Source organism: Pseudomonas sp. P42, assembly GCF_017973755.1.
GTDB classification, from domain to species: Bacteria; Pseudomonadota; Gammaproteobacteria; order Pseudomonadales; family Pseudomonadaceae; genus Aquipseudomonas; species Aquipseudomonas iridis.
Map to the genome: position 1 here is coordinate 1 of NZ_JACOPU010000015.1, position 3,718 is coordinate 3,718.

The following is a 3,718-nucleotide window of genomic DNA, read 5'->3' on the forward strand; positions in this document are numbered from 1 at the left end:
CGCTGTCCAGATCGACAGGCCCGCGCCGAACAGCAACATCATCGCTGACACGCCGCACACGATGCAGGCACCGGACCGAAGTGCGAGGCGCCGCAGTAACGCCCAGCCTCGCGCCCCATCCTTGTCAGCGCGCCACATCTCGCCGGACACGCCGCCAACCAACGACAGGGCAATCACCAACCAGATCGGCATCTCTGCCAGTGCCTGCTGCTCGTTCGTCATTGCCCTGCCCCTTAAACAAAAAGACCCGGCGCTATGGCCGGGTCAGGTGGTGGGTGGCCTGCCGCGCTTTGCGGTCGCACCCATCGAAGATGGCCCCTTTTTACAGGTCGATTCTGGTGGCAGCAAGACCGTTTTAATGCCATCCGGTGAATGTGTGGCTTACGTCCGGTGAACGGCTGGCGAATGTCGGTGAATATCTATCCCGGCTGTCTTTTGCTTTTCTGGCGTCCCATACGTCCCACCTCTCTAAAACAAGGTGGGACGTCTGAAAGCCCCGCAGATTGGGGCTTTGCCCCACCGTCCTACTTTTATCTCTCCTTTCTCGTGTATAGAGAGAGTATTTAAAAACACGCGTGCGCGTGAACACGCGCATTGATGCCCGCTACGCATACACGGGCGGGAGACATGAAAAAGGTGGGACGGCGGGACAGCCCAACAACGACGGGGCCTGCGCCCGTCCCACCACCGCAAAAAGCGGTGGGACGGATGCAGGCCAGTGGGACGGCGTGAGCCAGAGGGATGCCCACGATCAAGCCGCTTCCCCCAAGAGGAAGTGCTCAACCACGATGTGGGCGTCATGCAGGCGCTGGTAGTAGAGGTTGCGTGTGCAGCCACTGCGTGCCAGACGTGCAGCGAGAGGTGCGTCGGGCTGGAAGTAATGCACCTTGACGACCGTCATCAGCTCGGGATCGAGGCGCTTTTTGACGATGCGCTCAATGTCCAGAGACGCCTCGAGCGGCACCCTGCTCCCGCGCCTGCCGCGCACCAGCTGGCCACCGTTCTCCATCATCATGGCGACCATATTGCCGCCCGAGTAACCGGCAGCCAGCTCGTCGCTGTGCAGCTCCTGCGCCCATTGTTTGAGAGCCATATCGATCGCTTTAATCATCGAAGCACGGCTCCTCGAACTCCGGTTGTTCAAGCGCAGGCGCCCTGCCCCAACCCTCCGGTTTCTTGTACGCCCATGGCCGCTGGCCGCTCTTACTCAAGGCGCCCAAACGGAAACGTCGCCAGCCCAGTCGATGCAGAATCGCACCCACGCGCATCTGCTCCGGTTTGCCCCAGTGACCGGGATCGAGCTTGAGCGCCTGACTCATCACTTCACTGCCGGTAGTGGTCTCGCCGATCTGCGACTCTTCGAGCCAGGTCAGGATGGGCGTTTCCCATTCGTCCACCACAAAGCGTTCGTCCTGTTCCTCGCTGAACATCGGCGCTTCCTCTCGCGTTACCCACCAGAGATCGCCGGCCTCAAAACAGAACATCGCTTCGGCCCACAGCTGGTCGCGGATCTCGCGCAGCAACGCCACGTCGACCTTGGTACAGGCCACCGGCCAATAGCGGCGGTTGCCAGTGGCGTCTTTGAGGTACTCGTCCTGGTTGGTGGTACCGACGAAGACACACTGGCGTGGCACGTCCAGCGTTCTGCGGCCATAGCTTTCGCGGTAGGTGTCGGTCGATGCCGAGAAGAACTGCTTGGCCTTGGTGCTTTCGGCCTTGTTGAAGCTGTCCAGCTCGCCGAGTTCAACAATCCACTTGCCGCGGATCGCCTGAAAGCCGTCCTTGTCGCCGAGGGCAAACGGCGTGTCCATGAACCACTCACCGCCGAGTACGCTCATCGCAGTCGACTTACCGGCGCCTTGTACGCCTTCGAGAATCATCACCGAGTCAGCCTTGCAACCGGGCTTCATAACCCGAGCCACGGCCGAGATCATCCAGCGCTTGCCGACCTTGGACGTGTAATCCGTTGTCTTCACGCCCATGACATCCGTCAGCCAACGCTCCAGGCGCGGCACACGATCCCATTCCAGTTTCTTCAGGTACTCACGCACCGGGTGAAACGCGTGGTCGTGTGCCACCACGCTGACAGCCTCGATCACGTGCGAGGACTTCACGCGCAGGTTGTACTGCTGCGCAATCCACTTCATCACTCGCACATCATCAATGTCGGCCCACTCGCCGGTACCACCGCCATAAGGCGCAGCTCGCAGCTTGACGATCTTCGAGCTGAAGGCGCAGTAGCTGATCACCCCGGCCCAGCGTTCGTCATGGGCGAGGATCAGTTCGACGTTCTGCATGTGCGCGATCAAGGCGCCGCTCTCACTGCGAGCCAGCTGATCTTTCCAACCACCAGCGGCCGGTGGACGGACCACTGCCAGTACCTGTCGACGCACCGCGTCCAAACCCTCGGCGACGTGCAGGTCGTTGAAGTCGGTCCACTTCTCGTGACGCTCGACAGAGAAGAACGGCGCAACGACCTGGGCACCGACGATCAACGCAGCATTGCTCGCCTTCTCGTCGCCCGGATTCCAGGCATCGCCATTAGGCTTTGTGGTCTTCCAGTCGTCGTCGCGGCAGATGATCAGCGGGCAGCCGGCAAAGCGCTCGCGCATGACCTTGCACACGGCCAACAGGTTGCCCGCATCGAAGGCCACGGCCACAGCGAGCGACGTCGCCATATGCAGACTTGCGCCGGTGGCGTAACCCTCGCAGACCAGCACCGGTTCGCCCGGTACCGGGTGCGGACCGAGCAGGTGGAATGTGCCCTCCTTCGCCATGCCGTAAGGCCAGTAGGATTTGTCGCGGCCGGTGTCTTCCTGCTTGTTCGGGAAGATCACCTGCAGGCCCATGATCTGATCACGGGCGTTCTTCATTGGGACCAACACGGCGCCGGTGCGTGGCGCGTATCGGACATTGATACCAACGATCTGCTTGCGGTCCAGGTATTCGCTGCGGCCGGTGGTCGGCATGCGCTCAAACAAACCCTGCGCCCTTTTCGCGGCCCGCCGCGCAGCGTTACTCGCGATTTCGGCGGCGCGGCGCTTGGCTTCTTCCTGGCGGGCGCGCATCAGTTCGCGCTCTTCCGGCGACATGCGACCGGCCTTGACCTTGATCTTCTGCGTCTCGCCCGAACGCCAGTCACCGAAAGCGCCGAAGATCAGCGTATCGCCCTTCTCCGTGCGCTGCTCGTGCACCACGTACCAGCCGTTCTTTTCCTTGCCCTTGTCCTGCGAAGTCTTGCAGCGGGTCAGCTTGCCGAACACCAGCGGTTGCGCTGGCTCCAGACCGTAATCGGCGAATTGCCCCAATACCTCATCGAGCATGCTGAATCCCCCGCTCAGAGAGGGATTGGCAACTGATGCATTGCGAGCAGCCCGGCTGAGCCAAACGACGGGCTTCCGGGATCGGGTCGTCGCAGGCTTCACAGAACAGCAAGGAATGGGCAGCGCTTTCTGCTTTGGCAGCGCTGCGCGCAGCCATGGCCTGATCGATGCGTTCCTGCACCAGATCGTTGGCGAAATCGGCGATGTCAGCCACGGTCAGCACCTCGCGTCGTCTGATTGACGTAGGTGGCGCGGTTGAACAAACCCAGCAGCCCTTGAATACCCCGGAACACCTGCAGGCGAATCGCAGCGAGTTCCTGATCAGTCACCACGCCGTCGCCGATGCTCTTGGCCCAGGTCTCGGCCAGATCAGCGACCTGGCGGAAGTATTCGGC

4 protein-coding genes and 1 pseudogene are annotated in these 3,718 nt (G+C 61.6%); all 5 read right to left on the reverse strand.

Annotated elements, in window-relative coordinates; genetic code table 11:
- Positions 1-222: phage holin family protein (locus tag H8B20_RS27655; protein ID WP_210625220.1), on the reverse strand; the 222-nt coding region annotated here is incomplete at its 3' end.
- Positions 223-751: 529 nt separating this feature from the next.
- Positions 752-1,111 carry a PA0613 family protein gene (locus H8B20_RS27660; RefSeq protein WP_210625221.1) on the reverse strand — a complete coding sequence of 120 codons (360 nt, stop codon included), beginning with the start codon at positions 1,109-1,111 and terminating at the stop codon, positions 752-754.
- Positions 1,104-3,323, reverse strand: a complete 2,220-nt coding sequence (locus H8B20_RS27665) for a VapE domain-containing protein (protein WP_210625222.1) — start codon at positions 3,321-3,323, stop codon at positions 1,104-1,106. Before H8B20_RS27665 ends, H8B20_RS27660 begins: the two co-directional genes overlap by 8 nt.
- The gene (locus tag H8B20_RS27670; RefSeq protein WP_008080171.1) at positions 3,313-3,537 is read right to left on the reverse strand and encodes a TraR/DksA family transcriptional regulator; all 225 of its coding nucleotides are present in this window, start codon (positions 3,535-3,537) and stop codon (positions 3,313-3,315) included. Before H8B20_RS27670 ends, H8B20_RS27665 begins: the two co-directional genes overlap by 11 nt.
- Positions 3,530-3,718, reverse strand: a pseudogene (locus tag H8B20_RS27675) (phage regulatory CII family protein); the annotation flags it as partial. The pseudogene H8B20_RS27675 and the gene H8B20_RS27670, both read right to left, overlap by 8 nt.